The 22,004-nt window shown below is 53.1% G+C and carries 15 protein-coding genes; 12 read left to right on the top strand and 3 right to left on the bottom strand.

Annotated features, from left to right (window positions below):
- Positions 1-208 precede the first annotated feature (208 nt).
- From SH528x_RS14600 to SH528x_RS14580, 5 genes are all read left to right on the top strand, one after another.
- Complete coding sequence (locus tag SH528x_RS14600; RefSeq protein ID WP_442511250.1) at positions 209-577, top strand: TerB family tellurite resistance protein; 369 nt, start codon at positions 209-211, stop codon at positions 575-577.
- A gap of 14 nt (positions 578-591) precedes the next feature.
- Entirely contained in the window at positions 592-1,254 is a 663-nt protein-coding gene (locus SH528x_RS14595; RefSeq protein ID WP_442511249.1) for a phosphopantothenoylcysteine decarboxylase domain-containing protein, read from the top strand.
- Positions 1,255-1,266: 12 nt separating this feature from the next.
- Positions 1,267-2,175 carry a dihydroorotate dehydrogenase gene (locus SH528x_RS14590; protein ID WP_442511248.1) on the top strand — a complete coding sequence of 303 codons (909 nt, stop codon included), beginning with the start codon at positions 1,267-1,269 and terminating at the stop codon, positions 2,173-2,175.
- Between the two features lie 338 nt (positions 2,176-2,513).
- On the top strand, positions 2,514-5,960 hold the full coding sequence (locus SH528x_RS14585; RefSeq protein ID WP_442511247.1) for an aminotransferase class I/II-fold pyridoxal phosphate-dependent enzyme: 3,447 nt from the start codon (positions 2,514-2,516) through the stop codon (positions 5,958-5,960).
- Positions 5,961-6,111: 151 nt separating this feature from the next.
- On the top strand, positions 6,112-6,381 hold the full coding sequence (locus SH528x_RS14580) for a hypothetical protein (protein WP_442511246.1): 270 nt from the start codon (positions 6,112-6,114) through the stop codon (positions 6,379-6,381).
- 121 nt (positions 6,382-6,502) lie between these two features.
- Here the strand turns inward: SH528x_RS14580 and SH528x_RS14575 are convergent, their stop codons facing one another.
- Positions 6,503-7,816: a replication-associated recombination protein A gene (locus SH528x_RS14575; RefSeq protein WP_442511245.1), complete on the bottom strand. Its 1,314-nt coding sequence runs from the start codon at positions 7,814-7,816 to the stop codon at positions 6,503-6,505.
- A gap of 44 nt (positions 7,817-7,860) precedes the next feature.
- Between SH528x_RS14575 and SH528x_RS14570 the strand changes: the two genes are divergently transcribed.
- Together SH528x_RS14570 and SH528x_RS14565 are read left to right on the top strand one after the other, a co-directional pair.
- Positions 7,861-8,277 (top strand): DUF1499 domain-containing protein, encoded by a 417-nt coding sequence (locus tag SH528x_RS14570; protein WP_442511244.1) that lies wholly within the window; start codon positions 7,861-7,863, stop codon positions 8,275-8,277.
- A 224-nt stretch (positions 8,278-8,501) separates the two neighbouring features.
- Positions 8,502-9,221 (top strand): SDR family NAD(P)-dependent oxidoreductase, encoded by a 720-nt coding sequence (locus tag SH528x_RS14565; protein ID WP_442511243.1) that lies wholly within the window; start codon positions 8,502-8,504, stop codon positions 9,219-9,221.
- Between the two features lie 486 nt (positions 9,222-9,707).
- Here the strand turns inward: SH528x_RS14565 and SH528x_RS14560 are convergent, their stop codons facing one another.
- Both SH528x_RS14560 and SH528x_RS14555 read right to left on the bottom strand, forming a co-directional pair.
- Positions 9,708-11,045 (bottom strand): ATPase, T2SS/T4P/T4SS family, encoded by a 1,338-nt coding sequence (locus tag SH528x_RS14560; protein ID WP_442511242.1) that lies wholly within the window; start codon positions 11,043-11,045, stop codon positions 9,708-9,710.
- 95 nt (positions 11,046-11,140) lie between these two features.
- Positions 11,141-12,343, bottom strand: coding sequence for a type IV pilus twitching motility protein PilT (locus tag SH528x_RS14555; protein WP_442511241.1), 1,203 nt, complete (start codon positions 12,341-12,343; stop codon positions 11,141-11,143).
- 788 nt (positions 12,344-13,131) lie between these two features.
- Here SH528x_RS14555 and SH528x_RS14550 point away from each other — a divergent pair.
- The 5 genes from SH528x_RS14550 (at position 13,132) to SH528x_RS14530 (ending at position 21,850) form a co-directional block, all read left to right on the top strand.
- A complete protein-coding gene (locus tag SH528x_RS14550) occupies positions 13,132-13,761 on the top strand; it encodes a hypothetical protein (RefSeq protein WP_442511240.1) in 630 nt (209 codons plus the stop codon).
- 469 nt (positions 13,762-14,230) lie between these two features.
- Positions 14,231-16,798, top strand: a complete 2,568-nt coding sequence (locus SH528x_RS14545) for an O-antigen ligase family protein (RefSeq protein ID WP_442511239.1) — start codon at positions 14,231-14,233, stop codon at positions 16,796-16,798.
- A gap of 83 nt (positions 16,799-16,881) precedes the next feature.
- On the top strand, positions 16,882-19,272 hold the full coding sequence (locus tag SH528x_RS14540) for a polysaccharide biosynthesis tyrosine autokinase (RefSeq protein WP_442511238.1): 2,391 nt from the start codon (positions 16,882-16,884) through the stop codon (positions 19,270-19,272).
- A gap of 168 nt (positions 19,273-19,440) precedes the next feature.
- On the top strand, positions 19,441-21,015 hold the full coding sequence (locus tag SH528x_RS14535; protein ID WP_442511237.1) for an exopolysaccharide biosynthesis polyprenyl glycosylphosphotransferase: 1,575 nt from the start codon (positions 19,441-19,443) through the stop codon (positions 21,013-21,015).
- A gap of 94 nt (positions 21,016-21,109) precedes the next feature.
- Positions 21,110-21,850 (top strand): class I SAM-dependent methyltransferase, encoded by a 741-nt coding sequence (locus tag SH528x_RS14530; RefSeq protein WP_442511236.1) that lies wholly within the window; start codon positions 21,110-21,112, stop codon positions 21,848-21,850.
- Positions 21,851-22,004 lie beyond the last annotated feature (154 nt).

The raw sequence follows: 22,004 nt of genomic DNA, 5'->3' as shown, positions 1-22,004 counted from the left end.
AATATGGACGGGCCCGCGGCTAGCGCCGTCGGCTCACAAAAGAATCGACGTTTCACCGGTATATACCGAACGACCTGCTTAAGTTCTCGATCGGGACCGCACCAGATATCGCTGCCGTTCGGCATCTGCCGCAGTCGACGGTGATCTCGCCAGTCCGCTGTTGGCTCCGCGACTTGTTCGCCCTCGTTTTCGCGGGTAATATCTCGGCATGAACGAAGAAATTTTGAAAAAACGGCGTCAACTGCTCCGCAACCTCGTCGTCATGGCATTTGCAGACGGGTCGCTTGGCGAGCGAGAGATCAATCTCGTCGCCGATCGCTGCATTGACCTTGGATTGGACGAATACGATTTGCAGAAAGCAATCGAATTCGGACTCGGCGAGGAAGCGACCTTGGAACTGCCAAGCGAATTGGATCAGCGTCGTCAATTGATGGAAGAATTGATCCGCATGATGGCTGCCGACGGCACGCTTGCCGAAGCCGAAAAGCGGTTATTCGCTCTGGCAGCCGTGAAGATGGAATTGACGGATAAAGACGTCGACGAAATCATCACCCGCACTCTCAAAAACCAATCCTAGAGCAGCCTGATTCCGTGGCCCGTATTCTCATCACCTCTGGCCCGACGCGGCAATATCTCGACCCGGTGCGTTACTTGACCAATGCGTCTAGTGGGCGAATGGGGTCAGCTCTTGCCAAGGCGGCAATCAACGCTGGCCACGAAGTCGTCATCGTTTCCGGCCCCGTCAGCGTCGAGTATCCCGCCGCAGCGACCGTCATTCCCGTGGTCACCACGGACGAAATGTTAGCGGCCGCCGTCGACGCCTTTGCCACTTGCGACGGTGCGATCGGCGCTGCGGCTCCTTGCGATTACATGCCCCATTTGGTTTTGTCGCAAAAGATCGCCAAGACCGGCGAACCGCTGAAGCTAGAACTGATTGAAACCGCCGACGTGGTCGCAACGCTGGGGCAAGCCAAACGCAGCGATCAATGGGTAGTCGGGTTTGCCCTGGAAACTGAAGATCGACGCTTTCGAGCCACCGTCAAACTCGAAACAAAACATTGTGACTTGATGGTCAGCAACGGCCCGCAAGCGATCGATTCCAATCAGAACGACGTGGAACTGCTCGATGCCGCGGGAAACGTGATCGCCGAGATTCATGGCGACAAGGACTACGTTGCTGACGAATTGGTTCGACACATCAGCCAGCAGTTGACGCATCGTACCGAGATCAAAAACACTCGGACACAGAAATAATCGGAAATTGAAATGATCGATCTCAGTACGACCCTCGGCCGCTTGACGCTGAAGAACCCCATCATGGTTGCGTCGGGGACCTTCGGCTACGCGCGAGAGATGGAAGGCATCGTTGATGTGCCGCGGCTCGGTGCCGTGTTGCCCAAGACGATCACTGCCGAACCTCGCATCGGCAACGCCCCTTGGCGAACTGTCGAAACCTCTGCGGGGCTACTCAATGCAATCGGGCTCGACAACGACGGGGTCGATGCGTTTCTAGAGAACCACCTGCCTTACTTGAAAGAGTTGGGGACTTCGATCGTTGTCAGCGTGGCGGGGCGGACGCAAGACGATTTTGTTTCGTTGGCCGATCGCGTCGGAAATTCCGAAGGTGTCTCGGCAATCGAACTGAATTTGTCGTGCCCGAACGTCAGTGGCGGGATCGATTTTGGAACCAACGCCGAATCGTGCCACAATGTAGTGAAAGCGGCTCGCGAAGCTTGCAAGGTTCCGATCTTGGCAAAATTGACGCCCAATGTGACCCGGATCGCCGACATCGCGAAAGCGGCAGCCGATGGAGGGGCCGACGCGGTTTGCTTGATCAACACGGTGCTGGGAATGGCGGTCAATTGGCGAACTCGGAAACCGATGCTCGGAAACGGCATGGGCGGGTTGAGCGGGCCTGCGATAAAACCGATTGCGTTGCGATGTGTTCACCAAGTCGCCTCGGCAGTCAATATTCCCATTATTGGCATTGGTGGAATCGCCTCGATCGACGATGTGATGCAGTTTTTGGTGACGGGGGCGAGTGCCGTCCAAATCGGGACAGCCAACTATTACGACCCCACTATTTCAACTCGCCTGATCGACGAGTTGCCGGGGGCATTGGCCGAGGTCAACGCGTCGAGTGTCGCGGAAATCGTGGGCACATTGAATAAATGACACGATCCTTCTAATACGAATGTTTTAGTGACAGGGGTCCGAGGTGGTCGAACCGGGGCGGACTTCGCATTAAAATATCTGGCGAACGTTACTTGCAGAGCGGATTTGACGGTTACCGCCACTCGCTGGGTGATTTATATCCCATTTGGGGCGGTTTGAGCCCTAAAACCCTAATGCAAGCATTCCAGCGAGTCGACGTTCGCTATCCTAGAGGGATGTTTTGAGTATGCTCAAATTGCTAGTTTGTGCTAACGCGATCTCATCCGATTACGATGCCCCCCTCGACAGGGGCAAAGGCAAACAGTGCGGCTACAATCCAGCGGCCGCCTTAACCAACCATGAACCTTCTTGGCGGTGATGCGCAAGTGGACCTGAAAGAATTCTTTGGCAAACAATCGCCACCCAGAGATCACTATGTCTCGATTCTGAGGTTCTGGGCCGAGCATCGTCCGCACGAGCCTGCGTTCTTATTCACGGATGTCGAGTCCTCCGAGCAAACGATCACCTATTCGGAATTGTGGGAAGAAGTTCGAGCACTTGCGGGCTATTTACAGGATCGATGCCGAATTCGCAGCGGCGACCGCATCTTGCTTTTGTATCCGCCGTGCCTTGATTTTGTGATCGGTTTCTTCGCGTGCCATGCTGCGGGTGCGATCGCGGTTCCGGCATATCCGCCGCGTCGTAATCGCAAGGCGTCTCGTATCCGATCGATCGTGGTGGATGCGGATACACGTTGGGCGTTGTCGACAACAGCGATCGTCGAACAGCTTTCGGGCGACCAGAAACACGATGACTTGGTTGGTTTGCAATTGCTGGGGACTGACGATCCGGCATGTCGCCGTGCCGACAAATGGCGAATGCCAAAGATCAGCCGCGAGTCGCTCGGGGTACTGCAGTACACGTCGGGCTCGACCGGTTCGCCCAAAGGCGTGATGTTGACTCAGGGCAACTTGATCGCGAACAGCGAATTGATCCTACAAGCGTTCCAGCCCGACGCGGACGTGATCGGAATGTCATGGCTGCCTACTTATCACGACATGGGATTGGTAGGCGGAATTTTGATGCCGATGTTCATCGGACGTCGCGATGTGCTGATGAGCCCGATGACGTTTTTGCAGCGGCCTGCGCGTTGGTTGCAGGGCATTTCAAAATACGGAGTGACGATCAGCGGCGGGCCCAACTTTGCTTTCCAGTTGTGTGTCGACAAAATTGCCGACGAGGAATTGGAAGGGGTCGACCTCTCGAAATGGGAGATCGCGTTTAACGGTGCCGAGCCGATTCGTGTTTCAACGATCGACGCGTTCTCGAAACGATTTGAGAAGTTTGGTTTTCGTCGTGAAGCGTTCTTGCCTTGTTATGGCATGGCGGAAACGACGCTGCTGGTCACCGGCGGACCGATTGAAACGCGTCCTGTCGTGACCGCGTTTAATGGCAGCGCGCTTGATGCAAAACGGGTCAAGCCTGTCGATGACGACGACGAGTCGGCCAGGCGATTGGCGGGTTGCGGCACGGTCCTTCCCGAAGAAACCATTCTGATTGTGGATCCCGAGACGCGGTTGCCGATGGGGGAAAACGAGATCGGCGAAATTTGGATCCAAAGTCCTTCGGTCGGCCAAGGTTACTATCAGCGTGGTGACGCAACCGAGCAAACTTTCTTTGCACGAACGGCGGACGACAAAGGTCCGTTTTTACGTTCCGGAGACCTCGGATTTTTGTACGGTGATCAGCTGTACGTTTCCGGCCGCTTGAAGGACATGATTATTGTCCGCGGCGTGAATCGATATCCCCAGGACATCGAAGAAACGGTCGAGCGAGCCAGTGATGCAGTGCAAGCGGGATCGGTTGCCGCGTTTGCGATGGAATACGAAGGCCGCGAGCAATTGGTGATCGTGGCGGAGACAGTCCGCTTGCGTGACCTCGATTGGGATGCCCATCTGCAAGCGATTCGCCGTGCCGTAACGGCGGATCACGAGTTGCCACCCGATGCGGTCTACTTGGTCCGCAATAGCAGTGTGCCAAAGACAAGTAGCGGCAAGATCCAGCGGCATGCGTGCCTGCATGCGGTTCGCGATGGCGATATGAAAATGATTGCCAAGTGGGTGCGTTGGGAAGAGGAAACGACGCACAACGATGGTGACTTGCAGCCGATGATGCAAGCGGCTGCGGCAGGCGGACGAACTGCAAAGATTGACGTCAGCGATTTGAATGACTCGGTCGTCGAAGCGATCAAGCAACACATTCGCCAAGTCGCGGGCGAGCGAGCTCGGGTGCTCGACATTGATACTAATATCGTTTTGGATCTCGGGCTCGACAGCCTCGAACGTCTCGAGATTGCACGCAACCTCGAACGTACGTTCGGTGGTCGTTTCCCCGAACAGGTGTTGGACGAAATTGAAACGGTGGGCCAGACCGCATTGGCGATCCAGCGATACTTGCCGCCCGGCGGCGAGGTTCGTGCTGTCGCGTTTTTGGACAACGGCGAATTCACCACTGCCTCGACGACCAACACCAGCTCGTTTGGCAGCTATGCCAATGTCGTTTCGACTGTCGAACCCGAAGACGACGTGTCACAGTTCGCCGAGTACCGGCGTCTGAAAACGACCATGCAGCAAATGCAGATGACGGGTGTACCGAATCCCTACTTCACGATCCACGACGGTATCGTCCGCGACACCACCGTGATCGACGGCAAGGAATACATCAGCTTCGCTAGCTACAACTACTTGGGACTGAGCGGGCACCCGCGAGTCACCGAGGCGGCAGCCGATGCGGTGCGAAAATACGGCACCAGCGTTTCGGCAAGTCGTTTGGTCTCGGGTGAAAAACCGATTCATCGCGAACTCGAAAATGCGATTGCCAAATGGGTTGGTGTCGACGCCTCGATCTTGATGGTCGGCGGGCACGCCACTAACGAAACGACGATCGGCCATTTGGTGGGATCCGGTGACTTGATCCTGCATGACTCGTTGGCTCACAACAGTATCGTGCAAGGTGCGTTGTTGTCTGGGGCGCGTCGTCGACCGTTCCCCCACAATGACTATGAAACGCTCGACCGAATGTTAACCGAGATGCGATCCCAGTACCGCCGGGTGCTGATCGTGATCGAAGGCGTGTACAGCATGGACGGCGATTTTGCCGACGTGCCAAAATTTGTTGAAGTCAAGAAGAAGCACCGTGCTTTGTTAATGGTCGACGAGGCTCATAGCTTTGGAACGATGGGGGATACGGGGCACGGTATCGCCGAACATTTCCAAATGGACGCACGGGACGTCGACATTTGGATGGGCACGCTTAGCAAGTCTGCTGCGTCCTGTGGTGGCTACATCGCCGGCAGCAACGCATTGATCGAGCTGCTGAAATACACGGCACCTGGATTTGTGTTTAGTGTCGGGATGCCGCCGGCTCAAGTTGCCGCGGCATTAGCGTCGCTACAAACCTTGGCAGACGAACCCGAACGAGTGGAATTGCTCCGCAAACGTAGCGAATTATTTTTGTCACTGTGCCAAGAGGCGGGGCTAGACACGGGCGATAGCGGGGGGACACCTGTCATACCGATCATCACAGGCAACTCGATGGTCGCTTTGCGATTGTCGCATCGGCTGAAGAGCGACGGGATCAACGTTCAACCGATCTTGTATCCTGCGGTGGATGAATCGGCGGCGAGACTGAGATTTTTTATCACTTCGGAGCACACCGAAGAGCAAATTCGCTTCACGGTGGGCCGTACGGCCGCACATCTGTCCGAACTCGGATTTGACCGCCAAGTCGTCGCTGCGAGCAGTTAAGCGGCGGTGAACATGGATCGACATGTTCCCCCTATATGCTGACTGTGACGCAGTACTGACAAATTTTCTCGACAAGCGTTTTGCAATGCTCTAACATCGAGTTTGCTCTTGCGACGTGAATCATGTCGCATAGAATCAGTAGACGGCGACGATGTTTAGAATTGGCCAAGGAATTCCGATCGGGCGTGTTCCGCTAAACATCTTCAGCTCGCCGATCACCTCGAACCAGGAGACTGCATTGCTTACTGAAGCGACGATCGAGAAAATGTTTCGCACATTGATGAACGATCCTAACCGTAGCGACGAAAGTTTTGACAAAGCCGAAGAACTGCTTGAAGACGAACTTCGTGCGGAAAGCCCCCTTCGCCACCGCTTGACAGTGGAACTCGAAGAGCTTCGCACTGCCGCTGCAAAGAGCTAAGTAACGATTCGCACTGCGAATCCGATGCGTCATCCGATGCAAGAATGGGTAGATTAGACTTCGAGTCTGTCCGTGTTTACTAGGGACATTCTGGAAGCCTAATCCTACCCAACTTTTTTTCTTACTTGCCCAAACGATTGCGAATCTCTTCCATTCGCGTTCTCAACGTTTGTTCAAAACCACGGTCGACCGGTTCATAGTACTTGCGATCGACCCCGAGGTAATCTTGTTCGGCGATCCCATCCTCGGCGTTGTGGCTGTATTGGTAACCTTCACCGTGCCCCATTGATTTTGCGCCCGCGAAGTGAGCATCCTTCAAATGTTGAGGGACAGGCACGATTTGCTTTTCGCGAACGTCTTTACGTGCAGCACCGATTGCCACCGTTGCCGCATTACTCTTTGGCGCGAGCGCTAGGTACGCCACCGTTTGGCTGAGCGCCAACTGGCTTTCGGGCAACCCGACGAACTCACACGCCTGCATGGCTGAGACTGCGATTGTTAGCGCCGTCGGATCCGCGTTGCCGATGTCTTCGCTTGCTAAGATGACTAAGCGTCGACACAAGAAACGGATGTCTTCGCCCCCCTCCAACATCCGAGCCAACCAGTAGATGCTGGCGTCGGCGTCACTACCACGAATACTTTTGATCAACGCGCTCGCCAGATCATAGTGGTCGTCGCCGGTGCCGTCGTAGCCACTCAAGCGACTGCCGATCGACTCGACAATCGTTTCGCGCGTCACCGTCGTCTTGCTGCTGCGAACCGCAATATCGAGTGTCGAGAGTGCACGACGCGCGTCCCCCTCACACGCCGAGCTCAAGTAAGCAATTGCATCCTTGTCCACTTGCGGCTTTAGATCGCCTAGTCCTCGCTCGCGATCATGAAGTGCTCGCTCGATCAACGTGCGAATTTCTTCGGGGGTGAGTGCTTCGAGTCCAAACAATTGGCTGCGTGAGAGCAAGGCACCGTTGACGGCGAAATACGGATTGCTTGTGGTTGCCCCGATCAACGCGACAATGCCTTCTTCGACATCGGGAAGCAATGCGTCTTGCTGGCTCTTGCTGAATCGATGAATTTCGTCGACAAACAGGATCGGTCGCGCTCCCCCGGTGGAAACGATGTCGCGTGCCCAAGCTAACACCTCACGCAATTCCTTGACGCCACTTGTTACTGCACTGACCATCCGCAACTTGCTGCCGGTTTCATGAGCCAGAAGATGGGCGAGGGTCGTCTTGCCGGTCCCCGGAGGACCGTAAAGAATGATCGAGCCGAGTCGACGAGCATCAATCATTCGCCGCAATAACTTTCCATCGCCCAAAATTTGATGCTGCCCAATAAACTCGGCGAGCGTTTGGGGACGCATGCGAGCGGCGAGCGGTTGAGCCAATTTAAGGTTATCCTCTTCCTCATCCGCGAATAGGGAACGGCTATCAGGCATATCGAAGGAACTCTAGGTTGGAAAGAAAAACAGGGAAACGAAAGATGTCCGGATTTTTGGCAGTCGCGATCACGATCGTGCTACTCGTTATCGTGGCGGCATTGTTGCGAATTGACAACTGGAGCCGTGATTTCACAGAGAATTCCGCGTCCACGGAAGAGCGTTTTCCGGACTCCGTCGGTGTGATCGATTCGAAACTCCAGCGCTGGGTCGCGGAAACGTCACGCTGGAAGGTCGAGTCGAAAACGGAGTCCGCGGGCACGATCGAGTACAAAATCACACGCACGACGCCACTTTTTCGTTTCGTCGATGACATCGACGTCAAACTTAGTTCCGACGAGGCCGGAATCGGAACCCAATTGCATGCGAAGAGTCAATCGCGAGTCGGCAAGGGAGACCTTGGACAAAACCCGAGAAATCTGAAAGCCCTCGTCGAGGGAATTCGCAAGTCAGCGGATTAGAGTTCGCAGCGGTGAACCGGACGCTCCCTTGCGGCTCACGATCGCAATCTGCATTTCGATTAATTTAATAGGCCGTTAAAGATCCTGCACGAAGGATCTTTAGCAAGATCCACTACATTGGTTGGATGTGTCGCCAAATAGCGACGGTCCTGATCCCGGCCGATGTTGCCCTCGGGCTACAGTAAACAAAAGCACCAACACGTCCTTCTTTAATTGTCTGGTTGATGAACGATAAAACGTTTTTGATCCTCGGCGGCAGTCATGGCATCGGCTTTGGGATTACCGAGCGGCTACTTCGCGGAGGCGGATCGGTCGTGGTCGTATCTCGAACCCGCGGGCAACTCGACAGTCTCGATCCCGCACTCTCCACGCGATTGACGCATCAGGTTGCTGATGTAACGACCGACGCAATCGACACCCTCGAGTTGCCTGAGCGAATCGATGGGATGGCCTATTGCGTCGGCTCGATCACGTTGTCGCCACTGCGGATGACGAAGGCCGAATCGATGCGTGAGGATTTTGAGCTGAACGTTGTCGGGGCGATGCGAATAATGCAGCGAGCATTGCCTGCGTTGAAAGCCGCTGAATCATCGAGCGTGGTTTTGTTCAGCACTGTCGCCGTCGGCCGAGGGTTGGCGATGCACACGACGGTGTCCGCGGCCAAAGGGGCGATCGAAGGCGTCACGCGTTGCTGGGCCGCCGAGCTTGCTCCGAAAATCCGCGTCAACTGCATCGCCCCCGCACTGACCGACACCCCGCTTAGCGAACGTCTGCTTTCGAGTGACGCCAAACGCGAGGCGATGGCGTCGGTTTACCCGCTCGGCCGGATCGGCCACGCCGATGACATCGCGTCGATGGCCACCTTCCTGCTCTCTGGCGAAAGCGGATGGATCACCGGTCAAGTGATCGCCGTCGACGGCGGACTGTCACGAGTTCAGAAATAGCACCAAACCGCTCGAGCATTTTGAGAAATGACGTCGGTTAAAAAAAGTAGCTACGTTCGCCAGAACGTGGTCCAACGTCTGGCGACGGTAGGCTACTGTGCTAATTTAACGTAGCGGAAGTCGTCAAGACTTTCGTTTCCATGACGTCTGGTCCCCGAAACTCTTGACGGCTTGTTGATTTAGTGAGCCGCTCGCGCGTGAGCGGCCGGGTTCCACGCATTACCCGGTGCCTTACGGCCCACGGCTCACCACCACGATTTACATTTCGATTAAATCAACAAGCCGTTGACGAGTTCCGCTACAGGAAATGCTTCACATCGCTAGCCGTGGTGAGCGTCAATTTTGTAGGAAACTTGCCCGCGGCTAGCGCCGTCGGCTCAGATCGTTATGTGCAATGACTCCTATTGACCTACTTACCGCAATGATAAAAATGCTCTCGCGATTGCCAAACGGTTGGTGAGGGAGGAACTCTTCGCCGCGTCTTCTTTATCGCTTGGCGAACACGCGTTTCAGCTCATCCAGACTCGTCAACCCGCGAGCAACGGTGAGCACTGCTTCTGCCTGCATTCCTCGATGGCCTTCGGACTTGGCAATTTTGCTTAACTGACCGATGTCGCGTGTTTTCAGCACAGCGGCTTTCAGTTGATCGCCAGGTATCAGCAGCTCAAAGATCGCGATGCGGCCAAGGTACCCGCGTCCTTCGCAAACATGACATGGGGGAATCGGTGCGGGACGTCCCTGCTCGTCGACTTGCTGTTCGATCGGAGGCGGCACGTAGGGTTGGTACAACAACGCAACGCGGCCGGCCGGAATGCCAAGTTGGGCCAACAGTTGCGGAGGCGGTTCGAAACCGACCTTGCAATTGTCGCACAATCGGCGTGCTAACCGCTGACTCAAGACGGCGTTGGTCAGCTTAGCGATCTCTTTGGCAGAGTCCTTGTATTTGGAAACAAACTGAACGTACCCTTCCATCGCCGAGGAAGCGTTCATCCGTGTCATCAAGCTCTTTTCGGTGTTTTCGACATGGTGCGCCGCGATCGCCATCGATTTGTCATCAGGCATGTCGGGGAACATTAATACGTCTGGTTCTCGCAAAATTAGCTTGCTGACCAAATCGCTCATCGTCAAACCCGTATCACCTCCGTAGAAGTTAGGGTTGATATTGATGATGTCGGGCTCTGGCCGCGATTTTTCCTCGAACGATTGGAAGTCGCGGATCAAACGATCCGAGGCGTTAACGGCGACTACCCACGTCGTTGTCAAACCTTCGCCCTTGGGCGCGGTCACCAACACCATGTTGCCACTGGAATCGAGTTTCTGCTTCAGCGTGGCGAACATCTTGTCACGCATGCCTAGGTCGGCGAGCTTCTCGAAGGGAATCTTTTCGGATTCGATACGAGCCAAAACACGTTCGCCGGTGGGGACTCCTTGCGACTGTAGCGTCAAGGTGAACTTTTCTTTGACGACTTTCAAACCCAATTTGCCGGTCTGAGCACTACGACGATCCGCCGGGTTCAATAAACACAGCTGCTTGAGCGCGTATAGCATCGAGTCGCCGGTCTCGCGATCCAGCGGCGGCAATTGTTCCCAGTTCCCATCAATTTGGTAACGAATTGCACAAGCGGCCTGCGAGAAATCCATCAGGATATGCGTCGCCCGCGATTGGATCGCGTGAGCTAATTGCCCACCGGCAACGTGATACCCCGCACCTTGGCGAGTCGAAATCAGAAGAGCCTGTGCTTCGTTGCGATCCTTTATCTTGGGAACGAATTCAACGGGTGCAACTGTTTGCCAAAGTTGAATCGGAGCTTCGGGTTCAGCCATGAGGAAAGTATGCAGTCAAAAAAAGTGAAATGGAGACCAGTCGATTTCGACATCGACTGGCAAAAAAATGGTTACGAAAAGGAAAGATCCGCAGCTTACAAAATCCCCGGCGCTTTAACATCAATACCCTTGAGCGCCATTTTCAACAACTCCTTATTCGGCGCGACCGCAAATGCGGTGGGACGATCAATCAATTCATCATCGATCAATTGTTTCAAACTCATGGTGAAGTCTTGCATGCCGTCTTCGGCACCAATACGGATCGCGTCGGGAAGCTTGTTGTCGTGGCCCTCTAGCACTAGTTTTCGAATCATCGGGCTGAACGTCATCACCTCGACGGTCGGCACCCGGGAGACTCCCGGACGAATACTGCGAAGCAACTTCTGCGAAATGATCCCTTTCATATTGAACGCGATCGCCGAACGAATCGCATTGTGCATCTCTTCGGGGAACAAGTCCAAAATACGGCCGATTGTGGTCGACGCACTTGCCGCATGGATCGTCCCAAATACCAAGTGACCCGTTTCCGCCGCATGAATCGCTGTCATAAAGGTCTCTTCGTCACGAAGCTCGCCCACGAGAATAATGTCGGGGTCTTCACGCACCGCGTGCTTCATGCCGATCGAAAAATCCTTGACGTCCTGGCCGACTTCACGTTGATTGATCAAACATTTGTCTTCGGTAAAGATAAACTCGATCGGATCCTCCAACGTCAGGATATGCTTCCTGTAGATACTGTTAACGTAGTTCAACATCGAACCGATCGTTGTACTCTTTCCTGATCCCGTCACCCCCGCGATCAAAATCATGCCCTGTTCATGGTGACATAGATGTTCAACCGAATCGGGTAGAAACAGACCTTTGAAGTCGGGAATCCAGTTACTGATCCGGCGAGCCACCAAACCGATGCTGCCGAGGGCCTTGAGCATATTGATACGAAAACGCCAGCGAACGCCGTCGACTTCGCACTGATACGAAAAGTCGGCACCGCCTTCTTGTTCAAAGATCACCAAATTTCGGTCATCCATCATCGGCATCAGCAGATTGACCATTTCTTCGTTTTCGATCGGCGGCCGATTGAGCGGCTTTAATTCGCCACCGACACGCACCATCGGAGGTTGGCCGGTCTTTAAGTGCAAGTCAGAACCCTCGAGTTTGACGAGCGCCCGGAAAATCTTGTCGACCTCCAACTCTTTTTTCTCTTGCAACAGCGTCGTTTTTAGTCGAGCCATTACCGCTTCGCGAGAATTGTCCAATGGAACTGCGGATGTCGGAGGTGCGGAGGATTTGTGTGACATATGCGTAATCGAACGTCAGGGATGGAAACGGACTGGATGAACAGCAAATTGGCTAATCGCGGTCGTTGCTACTCGTGAAGCGAACCGCTTGCCAAGCGATCTCGCGCGATTTGACTAGGTAATACCACTTTTTGGCCACAGAGAAGACAGCTATCAAGCCACTGAAATCATATGCCAAAACTGACAAGTTGTCCGGTCGCCAACGCTACCTGCGATTTTGGAATGATTTCAGCGTTCAGTTTAGCAATCGGCCCGAAAGTGCATTCTAGGTAATTGCCAAAACGGCTCAACACAGTTTTTTAGGGGGTGTTCGATACAGATCATGCACGTTGTACCGCGATTACCGCTTCGTCAGTTGCTTTTCCATGGTTCCTCTGGTTATGACCGCACCACCAACGGACCTGGATTCGATGAAGAAAAAGGCGAGGCAAGTTGAGCGATAATCGCTCCGTAGTCCAAAATGGTCTGTAAACAGGAAATTTGTTGGTAATGCCGTTCGGGACTATCCCCCCCACCAACGCGTCCAACCTCCTCTATCGAATGAACATGCGTACAGTTTCGTTGATTACGATTGATACAACCCACTCAAACGGAGGGATTACGACGTAGCCGCGAAGTTAAAATGGGTAGTTTTTGCATTCTAGGAAGCTTTTGTCGTTGTCTCTTTGCTATCAGCATCTAGACTCTGATGGAGATTGAATATTGCAGAGATCGAGCCGGGGTGGCGTTATGCGATCCAATATTGCGAACCCATGGAATCGAACAACTTAATAGTTAGGGCTTAAAAGATGCGTTTCACGAGAATTTTCACACTATCGGCTGCTGCCTTGCTGTGCGGTGCCGTAACAGCTCCAGCCCATGCTTTCATGGCTGCCGAGGCTGAAATTGTCGCAGCAGAAGGTTCATTGGACCTAGGCCAACTCGTCACAGAATTGAATGATTTTGTGGCAAGTGAAGAGAACACCTGCGAGCAGAAGTTAATTCGCGTCAACGAAGCGATCGTTGCCGTTGAGAAGCTTTTGGACGCTGGCACGAACAACGAAGCGGACGTATTGTCGGTTCGCGACCAACTGCTTGAAATCCGCCGCGAATTGAAGTGCAGCGACGAATTGCTTGCACATGAGCCGATGGGCGACCTTGTTGGCCCACCCATGGACGGTGGCTTCATCGATGGCGGATTCATTGACGGCGGTTTTGCTGACGGTGGATTCGTTGACGGCGGATTTGGCGGCGGCGGACATCACATCGGCGGCGGTCACCACTTTGGTGGCGGCGGTGGCGGTGGTGGAGGCGGCCTTGGTGGTGGTGGCGGAGGATTTGGCTTGCTCGCAGCAGGCGGAATCGCAGCTGCGATCGCAATCCCCCTGTCGACTAACGATGACAATCCAGGCACTCCGGCATCGCCTAGCGGACAGTAATCCCGAATCATTCGATTTATCGATGCATCAGGATTAATCAACACACCAGTAAGACAACAACGCTCGCTTTGCCGAAAGGATGAAGTGAGCGTTCTTTTTTTACCCTGGCCGGTCGTCCTCGATCCCGTCAGGGCGTCTTCGTAAAGTAGTGTTGTCTGCTCTCATGAGCCACGGTACCCCCAAAGCCCCAGAAACAAATGCGCCGACTGCGTGTGTTGTTTCTGTCTCGAGCCAACGCGTCAGCCACCGCAGCGACGCAGTGGAAAATGTGCCTGAGTTCAAGCAACGGGCGAGTACCCTTTTGACCAACAGTGCTCGTTTTATTTTTTTGGCGCTGATCGTAGTAAGTTGTTGGCAAGTCGACGCGACCCCACCTGTGCTTCAGAAGCGAATTGCGGTGAGTCTGCTTATTACGCTTGCACTGACTCTTGCATCGGGCTTTCTCAAACGCACTACGATGTCACGCCGGATGACATTATTTTCCAGTTTTGGCTTTATCTGGCTAGCCATTGCTTTCTTACAAACCCTGCCGCTACCGCAACCATTGGTACGGTGGATCGCTCCGGCGACAGCAAATGCACGGCATCAATTCGTTGGCGTGCACCTTCAGGACGTCAACGACTATTTATCAAGCGTGCCAGGCATGTCTACCGTCGAGCCAATGACGACATTGAGCTTAGTTCCTGAACTTACGGAGTATTCGTTATCGCGGTATGCGATTGCTGTCGCTGCCATTGTGGCCGCGATGACGCTCTTTCAGACGCGTCGATCACGTCGCTTTTTCATATGGACATTATTGGCAAATTCGCTGTGTTTATCTTTCTGGGGAATCGTGGCTCAGGCAACTCACACAAGCGATCTATTCCCTGGAATAGAGAACCCGTTTCACAGTTCTTCTTTCTCAACATTTATCTATAAGAATGCGGGTGCCACCGCCTTGCTGCCCGGATTAGCTGCCTCTGCGGTACTGCTTTACTGGTTCCAAACCGAAAGCGAAATCAATCCTTTTCGTCAACTTCCGAAGGAACAGCCCCGTCGCACGAATCCCCGAAGTATCACCGAGCCAAATACAAGGTTAGGCGCGCTGAAGACACAGGGAAGTCGAACGCAAGGTGAGGTCCGTCGGCGTCAACCGACCTATCAACGACGGAATCATTGGTTTGAACCGGTCAGCATCGTGCTGTTGGCGGCAGTCGCCTTGCTTGTCGCTGGATTGATCGTGTCGCGTTCACGCGGGGCTTGTGTGGCGGCAAGTTTCTCAGCGATGGCAGTCATCATCACCGCACCCCGATTGATTCAACTGCGAGATTTTATCATCAGTGTTGTGTTCTTGTTGATCACTGCATTCGCATTTATCTGGTTAACCGATCTGACCGAAGTGACGAGCGAATCGGTCAACCGAGTGAACGTCGAGAATGTCTCAAGCGATCCTCGATGGGATCATTGGAAAGACGGTGCAGCAACAGCTGTTTCACATCTGCCGTTGGGCGTCGGTTTGGGGGCATACGGATATTCCCATCTACCGCATCAATCACATGACTCGATGCTTTGGTTTCGCGACGCCCACAACCAATATCTGGAAATCATAACGGAGCTGGGGCTTCCCGGACTTGTTTTATTGATTTTGATGGCGTTCATCTTGGGCCAGCAGAGCCTCTCGTTGTATCGACACTCGATCAGTCGGGAAGCCAGAGGATGGGGGATGATTGGAATCGCGCTCCTCGCAGCCATCGGTTTCCAAAGCGTGATCGATTTTGTAATTGAAATTCCCGCCAATCTCTTTGTATTCGCCGCTATCGCGGGTGTGATCATGTCAGTGCAGCGGGACGCGTTTAGCAGACGCGAGATTCAAAAAAGCGTACGAAAGCCAACGGATACGGATGTAAAAGCCCGTCACCAACCATCATTTGGTGCTGCGGGTCGATATGCTACGCCCATTCAACTGGTACTTATGTTGGTTGTATTGACCGCGTCGATGTCGGGATTTGTTCGTGATGACTTATCGCGACAATGCCGCGAGTCCAGCGAGTTGCCCGAGGAAAACTACCAGCCCACCACCGAAGAGGTCACCCATCATCTCGCTGCGTTGGATCAAGCGATCGAACGTGTTCCCAATGCGGCAGCACTCTACCATCGCCGCTTTACTTGGAAATTCATTCAATTTCGCAAACAGCTCATCGAAATTGCTGCCTCGCAAGGAGTGCCGCTTCGGTGGGAACAAACATCGCCGGAATCTATCTTCACTTTACTGGGGATCGAAGACAATCCATCGCGAGCGCGTTTGCGTTCCGATATCGTTGTCAACGCAGCGGTCGAGGAAACATTGGCGAGTGCCACGCGAGACCTAATAACATCGCTAACGCTGAATCCATTTGTACCTCAAGCTCAGTTAGCAGCTGCGTTCACATCTCCTCTGTGGAATGGCGACTCGTCCGCTTTCGCAACTAACTGCCGCCAACTCTCGCGCAGCAGCACCGACTTGATGTACGCCAATGGGTTCTATGGCTTTTTGATCCAGGACAAAACCATCGCAATGGATCAATGGAAACGCTATTTGTCGCTAACTCATGGCCACCAAGACTCGATTTTGCGACTTGCCGATCCATGGGTTAGTCCACGCGAAGTGGTTGTCGATCTTATCCCCGACGTTCGGACAGATCTTCTGATGCAATATGTCCGCTCCATCGTGGCAAGCGCTTCGGCAGCGACGTCGTCGCCGTATGTCGATGGCGCGATACAGGCAGTGCAAATGAATAAAACCATCACGGAAGCGAAGCGTCATGCGTTGCTCGCGCAGCTGACGTCTCTCAAAAGTGACCATCAGACGGCATCGGATCACTGGAAGCAAGCCTTGTCGCTTGATTCGCGTAACCTGGATTACCGGTTCGAGTATGCCAATTCACTTTATCGCTGCAAGAACTATGACGAGGCTCAAAAACAGGCCATTCTTGGGCAAACACTCGAACCAGAAAGAGGACGGTTCAAGCCCCTCCTTGAAAAGATCGAAACAAGTTCTGTCCGAGCATACTCCCGGTAGCAATACGAATCGCCTTGTAGGCGGAAAACAAAAATCTTTCCGATTTCATTGCCTCAACCACTCAACAGCTCCTGAGTTCAAACATGTCCACTCCCCCGAATCAAAGCTCTACTGAAGCTAAGATCGACATTGATATTGTTGGGCTACTACGTCGTCGCTGGCTACATCTGGTCGTGGGGACGGTTCTTGGTATCGCGATCGCAGTCTTGTACCAATTTTCTGCGAAACCGCTGTATGAATCCAAGATCGAGATTTTGATTGGACAGCGTTCGAGTGAGCTAGCGACGAGTGGAACTGTATCGAGTGCGTACGCCAGTGGTGATTCGATTCAGGACGATCAACTGGCAACCCATATAAAACTATTCACGAGTCGCAGAATTGTCGAGGATGCGGTAAAGCGAGGCAATTTGGCGGATGTCGAATCCATCGCCGAAGTCGTCGCAAACAATGGCAACCCGGTCGATCTGATCCTCAAAAATCTCGAAGTGGACCGTGGAGGAAATGGCGCGGCACGCAATGCGATGATCATCTCCGCTGCCTTTCGTGATTACGCCCCCCAAGATGCGGCAAGGGTCCTTGCCGCGCTGTACGAGAGCTATCGTGATTATGTGGAATCTCATTCGCGTGACAGCAGTGGCGAAGCTGCCACACTGATCGAAGATGCCCAAAAGACGCATGAGATTGAGCTTGTTGCAGCCGAGTCCGCTTACCGAGAGTTCATCGAGTCCGTTCCTATTCTGCTTGACGGCGAAAAAGTGCGAGACGTTCACAAAGAGCGACTTGCCAAGCTAGAAGAAGAATTGACCGAAGTACGACGCATTCTTGCCGGTAACGAGTCGCGTTTGGAAATCATCGAGTCGTTTCTAGAAGAGAACGCAAATGCGGTCAATCGTTTCGACCACCTCGCCTTGCTCAGCGAGAATGAGGTCGAACGCTTGAAACTGTTTCTTGATATGAGTCGCGGAGCTTCGCAGTCAGAAGCGTTTCAAGCTCAACAGCCCATTCGTCAGGAAGTCGCCAAAGCACAATACAACCGCTTGCTTGATTTACTGCAAAAAGAACGCACCCTAGCTGAGGAATTCGGCAAGGGACATCCACTTGTTGAATCAACGCGTCAAGAGATCGAGGTCATCCAACATTTCATCGAGTCCAACGCACCTGAAAAGGCCGTTCAAAAAGGTGATACGATGGACCCCGAAGAGATGTTGGCGACGTATACGTCGTTGCTCAAAAACGACATCACCGAGCTAAAAAAGCGTGAGAAGTTGCTGCTCAAGCACGCCGACGATGAATTGCGACTTGCCAAAGGCGTCGAAAGCGATTTCCTTCGTGGTGCGGCGATGAAGGCAAGACTAACGCGAGCACAGACTCGCTACGACGAGGTCATTCGACGACTGCACGAACTGAATCTTGCCGGATCTTATGCTGGCTTCTCGACCGACTTGTTGGCGAGCCCTGAAATTGCAAAGAGTCCGGCGTGGCCAGTGTTTCCCATCGTAATGTTGGGCGGGCTGTTCTTTGGATTGGTACTAGGATGCACAACAGGCATTCTTGCCGAACTCGTTGACACCAGCTTTCGTGACGCATCCGATTTGGAAAAGACACTCAAAGCACCAGCCATCGCACATGTCCCTCGTTTCGACGTTGCGAAACTTGGTCGTGAGGCAACACTTGATTCGGAAATTACTCCGACGGTGGTTGCATTTCACAATCCGCAAGCGGTTGAGTCGGAAATTTACCGTGTGGCCCGAACGTCACTGATCATTCGCAGTCGCGAAGCTGGCAAAAAGGTCTACATGATGACGAGCCCTCATCCTGGCGACGGTAAATCCACGACAATCTCGAATCTTGCAGTATCGCTTGCTCAAACCGGAAAACGAGTCCTCTTGATTGACGCCGACATGCGTCGTCCCGTAATCGCAAAGATGTTCGGACTAAATGATGGCCCTGGCTTGACCGACACGCTAATCCACGACGTCACACTCACCGAAGCAACTCAACACACTGAAGTTGCCAATCTAGACATCCTGACTCATGGTTCACGAACATCGGAACCGGCCGAACTGCTGGAGTCTGCTGACTTTTCACGACTACTGACGCAGTGTCGCCAAGAGTACGACTACGTGCTCATTGATGCTCCGCCATTACTAGCCGTCGCCGACCCATCCATCATTGCACCGCTTGTAGATTCGCTCGTTCTCACGATTCGCGTTCGCAAGAATTGCCGACGCCCCATCGAACGCTGTGCACAAATGTTGAAGGAACTTGAAATCACTCCAAGCGCATTGGTGGTCAACAGTTCTCAGAAGAGCGACGGGAAGTCGTTTGGGTACTCCAACACCCACTCTTACGAAACGTACGGCTATATCGGTTATTACGACGAGTACAAAATTTCCGGTGGCAACGGATCGCCATCGTCCCAACGAAATCATCGTTCTTCAAAAGAGACCAAGTTCTCAAAACAACCCGCATAGCAAATCCGCCAAAGGAGTGGCAGGCAAGAATATTCGGAGCAGAGACAAACCAAGCAGTCAAAAGAAGGCTGATTTTTCAAGAAATTTCGAGACATCCAACTAACCTATTAGCTGCACTCTGAACGGACTTGGAAACGCAGAAATAAACACGAAGAGTAAAGAACTGTGATGGAACCTGTCTACTCAAATCCATACAACGTATTCACCACTGCCACCGTGTTCGATTCATCCGTCGCCACTTCCGATACACTCGTCGTTGACGAATCATCACTGGAATCGCGTCCGTCTGTGGATCAAATCATCGAACTCCATACGGGCGTTCGTCCGAGCCGACGGCTTTCGCTTGACTACACCACCCAATCGTTGCTAACTGCGACCCCTCTATTGATGGTGGATCTCGCGGTCAGCGTGATCGGTTTGTTGTTGAGCAGCTATGTCGTCAATCATTTGACCGGCCATTTGTTGCCTATCGAGATTTGGAAACAAGTCCCTGCGCTTTTGGTGCTGCAATCGATCCTGTTGTTATTGCATCAGATGTACCCGGGCGTCGGAGTGGGACATGTATTTGAACTACGTGGGCTGTTGCGGTCGACATTTTTTTCATTCGTGATATTGGCGTCACTGAACGCGTGGCTCGGCCAACTGCCAAAATTAGAGTTTGCAACCTTTGTTGTTGCGACAATGGCGATCTCGTTACTGATGCCGATCGCTCGATTTGCCGCAAGGTATCTACTTGGACGCACACGATGGTGGGGACTACGCGTCCTTGTTCTGGGCGACCGACTCAGCGCACTACAGACATGTGAGGAGTTGACGCAACACCGAAGTTGGGGATTTCGCCCCATCGGATACGGATGCGAGCAGGATGACGAAAGCGAGAAATGGGGCCCTGACGAATTGTACATTGGGCCGATCACAAACGGAGTGGAGACCGCGATCAGCAACCACGCTCCGGTGATCGTTGTTGCATCGGGGGAACGAGATCATTCGTGGGCAATCGAACGTCTGGCTTTTCAGTGTCCTGCTGTGGTCAGCTTCCGATCCCTCAAATCGCCCTTGATGTCTAATAATGCGTTTCAATCCCCCTGCACGTTTGCCACACATTTTAATTCGCCCTTGTTGCGTTTTGCACCGCGAGCACTAAAGCGGATCAGTGATCTCGCCATTTGCATTCCGACTCTGATTTTACTTTCACCCGTCGCATTGCTGATCGCGTTTTTAATCCGTCGCTCCGATGGCGGTCCTGTCTTTTTTGGACACAAGCGAATTGGCCAACATGGGCAGGATTTTCGAGCATGGAAATTTCGCAGCATGGTCGAGAACGCCGAACAGGTGCTCGAACAATACCTCCTCGAGCATCCTGAGCTTCGCGCGGAATGGGAAAAAGACCAAAAGCTTCGTGACGATCCTCGAATTATCAAAGGCGTTGGACATTTCTTACGCAAATGGAGTATCGACGAGTTCCCTCAAATGTGGAATGTTCTCTGGGGCGAGATGAGTTTGGTGGGACCGCGTCCCATCGTTGAATCAGAGATCGCGAAATATTCCGAGGGCTACTATGCATATTCTCATATGCTTCCTGGATTGACCGGTCTTTGGCAAGTTTCCGGCCGAAACGATACGACGTACGCCGAACGTGTGGCACTGGACTGCTTTTATGCCAAAAACTGGACGCCTTGGTTGGACCTTTTGATCTTGGTCAAAACTCCTGTCGCAGTATTCGGTAGCCGCGGTGCTTACTAAAACAATTTGCACCAGTGATCTTCACGTAGTACAGCCAGCGATTCACATACAAGGCAATCCTTTAAACGGATTCAACAGACAAAAAGGACGAAGGATGTCACTTGCATCGCTCCGAAAACTGATCAAATACCATGTTCTCACCAAGCTAAATCGTCTCCGTTATGCGGGTACGAATCGACACTGTAATGTTTGTGGTCGGGATTCCAAACAGTTCTTGCGTTTTGGCGAAGAGCAACGTCCCGACGCCTGTTGTCCAATGTGTTTTTCGGTGGAACGCGATCGACTAACCCTGATTTTCCTGCAAAAGAAAACTGAGTTTTTCCATGGGTCGGTCAAGCGGTTTCTTCATGTCGCTCCCGAGCGGGCATTGAAAAAACGGTTCCGCGATGCCGTCGGCGAGGGCTACTTGAGCGGCGATTTGTCGGGCATCGGCGCCATGGAAAAGATGGACATTCTTGATATCAAATACCCTGATTGCACATTTGACGCAATTTACTGCAGTCACGTGCTTGAGCATGTTCCCGACGACCAGCAAGCGATGCGAGAGTTCTATCGAACTCTCAAACCTGGTGGCTGGGCAATTTTGAATGTTCCGATCACCCATGACGAAACATTCGAAGATCCCTCCGTTACCAGTCCCGAAGAACGACTTCGAGTTTTCGGGCAAGCTGACCACATGCGACGATACGGGCCTGACTACAAGGATCGCCTGGTCAATGCGGGCTTCCACGTTGAAGTCGTCTCACCGAACGATTTGTCATCTCACGAAGAACAAGTGAAGTTGGGGATGACCAATCGTAAGACGGGTGATGTCTACTTCTGCACCAAACCGTAATTGGTTTTCAAAGTAGTCGTAGCAAAGGAATGACCCTTCGTCGCCCTGAACGCAATTACGTTCGGGGCCCCATGGGCTGTCATAAAATCCTGCGTTCGCTGAGCACCGTCACGACGAGTCATGCGATGACTTCGCAGGCGAAATAGTCAAAAAA

This window comes from Novipirellula methanifontis, assembly GCF_052161655.1.
Lineage (GTDB): Bacteria > Planctomycetota > Planctomycetia > Pirellulales > Pirellulaceae > Novipirellula.
Note: the sequence above shows the minus strand (reverse complement) of the source record. Positions and strands in the feature narration are given on the sequence as shown.